The organism is Pseudolysinimonas sp. (assembly GCF_031389465.1).
GTDB lineage: Bacteria > Actinomycetota > Actinomycetes > Actinomycetales > Microbacteriaceae > Pseudolysinimonas_A.
This window is the reverse complement of the sequence record NZ_JANMSQ010000095.1, coordinates 1-5,605: the sequence shown is the minus strand read 5'-3', so window position 1 is coordinate 5,605 and position 5,605 is coordinate 1. Positions and strand designations below refer to the sequence as shown.

Here is a 5,605-nt window from a genome sequence, read left to right as displayed (position 1 = left end):
GCGCGAGCGCGAATCGGTATGGAAGTAGAGGCCGTGCTCGTCCCACTCCGAGAGCAGCAGGGTGCGGGCATCCGGGATGCCGTCTGCCGCCGTCGCGAGCGTCATCACCGGGCGTGCCGGATCCTCGTTCGAAGGCAGCCACTCGGCGAGCAGCTGCCACGGATCCTCGGGCCAGTTGTCGCGGATCTCCGCATCGCCGGCGAGGCTCACGACGGAGGCCCGGGGTCGAAGGTGGCGATCTCGGCGAGCGAGGCGATCCCCTCTGCGACGAGTTGCGTCGCGAGTTCGGCACCGTATTCCGCGGTGGCCCCGGTGGGGTCGCCGATCACGCCGCCCGTGCCGAAGTCGTCGGATGTCCACCCGAACTGCACCGGCGCGCCGGCGAACCCGATGCGTTGGTAGCGGGAGAGGTGCCGCGGGGTGGCGTCTCTCACGCCCGTGAGGTCGACGAGGTCGGGTCGCAGGTGCATCGCGAGCGAGGTCTCGCCGTGCCCGCCGTGGATGCCGAAACCCTGCTCGGTGTCGCCTGCCGGGATCGCGACATTCATCAGGAACGTGCGCAACCCGAACTGCACCCGCAGCTCGCGCAGTGCCACCTGCAGCAGCGCGACGTTGCCGCCGTGCCCGTTGTAGAAGACGAGTGTGCGCGCCGGGGTCGCTGCGACCCCGCGGCCGATCGCGACCACGGTGTCGAGCAGGGTGGGCGCGCCGACCCAGATCGTGCCGGGTGCCCAGGCATGTTCATCCGACTTCGTGTAACTCAGCGCCGGCAGCAGCCAGGCGTCGAGGCCGGCTGCGACCGCACCGTCGACGATCTGGGCAGCGAGGATGTCGGCCATCAGGAGGTCGGTCGCAAGCGGCAGGTGAGGCCCGTGGTGCTCGATCGACCCCGTCGGCAACACCACGATCGAGTCGGCGGTCAGGGTCGAAGCAAGCGCCGGCCCGGCCAGCTCAACGAGGCGGCGGGAGGTCATGACGGGAGGTCGGCAGTTTGGCTGCCGGTGTCGATGGCGGGGCCGACGAGTTTGCCCGGGTTGAGCAGGCCGTGCGGGTCGGTGGTCGCGGCGAGGGCGGCCGTGCGTTCGGGCTCGAAGTCGACGAACCACTGGTGCGGGTTGTGGTACCCGACTCCGAGGGCTTCGAGCTTCGCGAACCCCGCGTACACGTCTTCCGCCGAGGTGTAGCGGCCAGCCAGCATCCCGATCGGTCGCCCGCGCTGGGCTTCGATGTGCAGCATCCCGCCGTCGTACACGGAGTGCACCTCGTCGATGCGGTCGACGAGCGCGTCGCCCGAGACTTCGACGTGGAAGTACGTGCCGGGGTACGCCTTCTGCAGCCATTCGATCGGATGGTTGTACGAGATCATGCTGAGTTTCATCGAAGCGGGCGCGCCGTCGCGCACATCCTCGACCCTCCCTCCGGCATCCTCCACGAGCTGGGCGGCCGCGTCGATGGTTCGAGCGTCGAGGATTGCCCGCAGGCTCGCGCGGCCGGGCGGGATGGCGACATCGGAGGGCAGCGCTTCGGCGAGCGTCGGGAGGTCGGCCGAGACCAAACGCGGAGTCGGGTCGAGGTCGGCGAAGGCGCGAATCACCGAGAGCGCCGACGAGAACTCGGGGAACGAGGAATAGAAGGCGCGCCAGTCCTGCAACGGCTCGAGGGTGATCTTCAGCCGAGCGATGATGCCCGCGGTGCCGTAGTTGTGGATGTAGGGGTCGGCATCCGCGCCCGTGACGTGCACCAGCTCCCCGTCGCCGGTGCCGTGCACGACCCACAGCTCCTGAACGAAGCCGGTGTGCAGCATGCCGTTCTTGATCGAGCCCGTGCCACCCGAGCCGCCGGAGATGAACCCGCCGAGCGTTGACTGCGCGGTCGACGGGTACATCAGCAGCTGTTGCCCGGCCTTGTTCGCGGCCTGCTCGAGCGAGATCATCGTCGCCCCGGCATCCGCCACGAGGTAGCCGTCACCGACCTCGTGCAGGGTGCGCGCCTTCGAGGTGTCGAGCACGAGCCCGCCCGCCATCGGAATCGCCTGGCCGTAGTTGCCGGTGCCCTTGCCGCGCGGCGTGATCGGGATGCCATGGCGCACCGCCGCAGCGACCGTCGCCGCGATGAGCTCGGCGCTCGGCGGGTAGGCGACGAGGTCGGCTCGGCCGAGCGGCAACTGTTCGGAGATGACGGGGGAGAGGTACGAGCCGTCGGCGGAGGCCTTGTCGAGCGTCGCCGGCTCGTCGGAGACCGCGAGGTCGCCGAGCAGCTCGGTGAGTTCGGTCTTCAGATCGTCGAGATCTCGATACACCGCGCTCCGCGCTGCACTCGATCCAAGGGAGGTGTCGGAGTTCAATGCATCACCATTCCGCCGGTCACGTTGATCGCCTGGCCGGTGAGGTAGTCGGCGTCGGCAGAGGCCAGGAAAGCCGCCACGCCTGCGACATCGGCCGCTTTGCCGAGACGGCCAAGCGGAGAGGAGGCGGACCACGTCGAGATGTCGTTGTCGGTGCGCGTCGTCGCGCCCATTTCGGTGAGGATGTAGCCGGGGCACAGCGCGTTCGCGGTGATGCCGTGGCAGCCCCACTCCAGCGCCGCGGCTCGGGTGAGCGCTACGACCGCGGCTTTCGATGCCGCGTAATGCGCCTCGTTGGCTCCGCCCTTCTTGGCGGCCATGCTCGCGAGGTTGATGATCTTTCCCGGGTGAGCGTCGGCCATCATCCGCCGCACGCAGACCTGCATCGTGGTGAGCATCGCGCGGGCGTTGATCGCGAACATCGTGTTCCAGTCGAGCACGGTGATGTCGAGCAGAGGCACGAGCTTGAAGATGCCGGCCGAGTTCACGAGCACATCCACGCCCCCGAGGATGTCGATCGCTGCGGTGGTCGCTGCCGCGGTGGCGTCGGGGTCGATCAGATCGACTTCGTGATAGGTGCCCCCGAGTGCGGCCGCGTGCGCGGTTCCTTCGGCGACGAGACGATCGAGGATCGCGACTCGCGCCCCGTCGGCGACGACGCGTGACGCGATTTCGCCGCCGATGCCACGCGCCCCCCCGGTGACGACGACCCGGAGTCCCGCGAGGCGGGCGGGTGTCGTCACCGGAGGAGCGTTCATGGCTGTGCTGTGTTGGATGTGTGTTTCAGGATGTGATTCAGAAGCCGATCGACGGGTCGATGAACTGGTCGGTGAAGAGGTCTTCAACCGTCAGGTCGGTGCGGATGTCCTTCTCCGCGTCGTCCGCGTACATGCCGGTGGCGATGTCGATGAGCGACTGCACGCGCTCGGGGTCGACGTTGCCGACGATGTCGTCATGGCCGTTGCTCACCAGACCGATTCCGAGCTGGGTCTCGACCGAGTACTCGGCAACCGCGGCGCTGTACACCCAGAACGTGGCGTACGCGTCGACGGCCGCGAGAATGACCTCGTTCGTCTCAGTCGGGTCGGCGTAGTACTCGACCTCGGCCTGCTGCAGCACCGGCACGAGGGCGGCGAAGCAGTCGGCGTACTCGGTGACGTTCTCGGGCTTGGTCGAGACGACGGCCGCGTACTTCGGGTAGCCGGCGTCGTTGATCAGCTCGTAGGCGACGGGCTTGCCCCAGGCCGAGATCTCGTTCTCGTAGATGTACGGCTCGGCCGATGCAAAGCCCTGCTGGGCGATGGTGCCACCCGAGGCGACGAACACATCGGGGGCGCCGTCGTAGGTCGAGTCGATCTGGTCAGCCGACAGCACACCCGACGACGTGAAGTAGTCGATGTAGTAGCCGCCGGGGAAGACCCGAATCGAGGTGCCCGCGGCACCCAGGTCGGCGATCGACTCGACGTCGGTCAGCGTGGCCGGATCCCACATGATCATCTGCGGGTCCTTCTCGAGCGGCGCGAAGATGCCGATCGTCGGGAAGGTGTTCGAGTGCACGACCGCCTCGTCGTTACCGACGTAGCCGAGCAGGATGTCTTCCTCCGCGTAGAGCATTCCGTCGGGCTGCAGGAAGTCGGGGCGAGCCGAACCGCCCGAGACGATCGTCACGTCGACACCGGTGTATTCGCCGGACGCCATCAGCGGTCCGGTGACCGAGTATTCGTTGCTCGCCTCAAAGGTCGGGTCGGGTCCGACCAGCTCGTAGAGGTGACCGTGCTCCGCCTCGGGGAACCAGTCGGTGGCGATCTTGACCGTTGCGGGGCAGCCGGCGGCAGCGAGGTCGATGGCGCCGATCTCGAGGTCGGTTCCGGCGTCGGGCTCTGCGGCCGGGGCGGCACAGGCCGTCAGGGCGAGCGCGGAGGCGAGGCCGACCGCGACGAGCCCACGGGTGCGAGTGATTCGCATGGGTTCTCCGTTTCTTGGGTGCTTCAGGGGTGAGTGGTGCGGGGTGGTAGGTAGTGCAGGGTGGTGCGGGCGACCGTCGGCTTCAGCCGAAGTCGTACCATTTGCCGACCGCGAGGCGAGCGATCAGGCCGAAGATCAGGAACACGGCGACGCCGAACAGCGACGCGAGAATGACCGACGCGAACAGCTCCTCCATTTGGAGGCGCGCCTGGTACTTGCGCATGAGGGCACCGATGCCGATGACGCCCTGCTGGAAGAAGAAGTCGCCGACGACGGCCCCGACCACGGCGAGGCCGGCCGAGATGCGCAGCCCGGCGAAGATCGCCGGCTGCGCGGCCGGTAGTTGCAGCTTGGTGAGCACGATCCAGCGGGTCGCCTTCTGCAGCCGGAACAGTTCGCGGTGGCTGCGGTCGACCGACTGCAGACCGAAGTAGGTGTTCGACACCATCGGGAAGAGGGCGATCAGCACGCAGACGATCGTGCGGGCGGTGAACCCGTCGGGCGCCCAGAACGCGATGATCGGGGTGATCGCCAGGATCGGGATCGACTGCAGGATGACGGCGTACGGGTATGTCGAGCGTTCGACCCATTTCGCCTGGGTCATCGCGATCGCCCAGACGATACCGATCACCGAGGCGGCGAACAGGCCGGCGAGCATCGTCTGCATCGTGACGCCCATGCCCGCGAGGATCTCGCCGCGGGTCGATTCGGTGAGGTATACCTCGACGATGCGGTCGGGGGTCGGCAGGATGAAGCTGCGGTCGCCGAGCGAGGCCGAGATGGCGTACCAGAGCCCGATGACGGCGGCGAGTACGAGCAGCGGCGGGAGCCAGAGCCAGATCTTGGCCGGCCCGTAGCTGCCGGCCCGTTGACGCCTCACCGGCGGGGCGACCGCGTTGACCACGACGAGGATCGGGTTGTCGTCACTCATCAGCTGTGCCCCTCTCTCAGCGCGTGGGACACTTCGCCGACGAGTTCGGCAAACTCGGGAGTGAAGCGGATGTCGGGTTCCCGCGGCATCGGGAAGGGCACGTCGAAGGTGTCGACGATTCCCCCGGGGCGCCCCGACATGACGACGACCTTGGTCGACAGGTAGACCGCTTCCGACACCGAGTGGGTGATGAACAGGCCGGCGAACTGCTTTTCGGCGAAGAGTTTCAGCAGTTCGTCGTTGAGTCGCTCGCGCGTGATCTCGTCGAGTGCGCCGAACGGTTCGTCGAAGAGGAACAGTTCGGGCTCGAGCGTCAACGATCGGGCAAGGGAGGTGCGCATCCTCATCCCGCCGGAGAGCTGGCG

7 protein-coding genes are annotated in these 5,605 nt (G+C 67.7%); all 7 read right to left on the bottom strand.

The window, feature by feature from the left end; translation table 11 throughout:
- A partial coding sequence (locus RMO30_RS03745) for a pyridoxamine 5'-phosphate oxidase family protein (protein ID WP_309709692.1) occupies positions 1 to 210 on the bottom strand: 210 nt, incomplete at its 3' end.
- Positions 207 to 974, bottom strand: a complete 768-nt coding sequence (locus RMO30_RS03740) for a creatininase family protein (protein ID WP_309709690.1) — start codon at positions 972 to 974, stop codon at positions 207 to 209. The genes RMO30_RS03740 and RMO30_RS03745, both read right to left, overlap by 4 nt.
- Positions 971 to 2,299, bottom strand: coding sequence for an FAD-binding oxidoreductase (locus tag RMO30_RS03735; RefSeq protein WP_309709688.1), 1,329 nt, complete (start codon positions 2,297 to 2,299; stop codon positions 971 to 973). Before RMO30_RS03735 ends, RMO30_RS03740 begins: the two co-directional genes overlap by 4 nt.
- Positions 2,300 to 2,340: 41 nt before the next feature.
- Complete coding sequence (locus RMO30_RS03730) at positions 2,341 to 3,102, bottom strand: SDR family NAD(P)-dependent oxidoreductase (RefSeq protein WP_309709685.1); 762 nt, start codon at positions 3,100 to 3,102, stop codon at positions 2,341 to 2,343.
- Between the two features lie 37 nt (positions 3,103 to 3,139).
- Entirely contained in the window at positions 3,140 to 4,309 is a 1,170-nt protein-coding gene (locus RMO30_RS03725; protein ID WP_309709682.1) for an ABC transporter substrate-binding protein, read from the bottom strand.
- Positions 4,310 to 4,391: 82 nt separating this feature from the next.
- Entirely contained in the window at positions 4,392 to 5,240 is an 849-nt protein-coding gene (locus tag RMO30_RS03720) for an ABC transporter permease (RefSeq protein ID WP_309709679.1), read from the bottom strand.
- The coding region (locus RMO30_RS03715) for an ATP-binding cassette domain-containing protein (protein WP_309709677.1) at positions 5,240 to 5,605 on the bottom strand (366 nt) is incomplete at its 5' end. The genes RMO30_RS03720 and RMO30_RS03715, both read right to left, overlap by 1 nt.

Coding starts and splice junctions, on each gene's coding strand:
- RMO30_RS03740 (WP_309709690.1), bottom strand. CDS start 974: ATGACCTCCCGCCGCCTCGTTGAGCTGGCCGGGCCGGCGCTTGCTTCG.
- RMO30_RS03730 (WP_309709685.1), bottom strand. CDS start 3,102: ATGAACGCTCCTCCGGTGACGACACCCGCCCGCCTCGCGGGACTCCGG.
- RMO30_RS03725 (WP_309709682.1), bottom strand. CDS start 4,309: ATGCGAATCACTCGCACCCGTGGGCTCGTCGCGGTCGGCCTCGCCTCC.
- RMO30_RS03720 (WP_309709679.1), bottom strand. CDS start 5,240: ATGAGTGACGACAACCCGATCCTCGTCGTGGTCAACGCGGTCGCCCCG.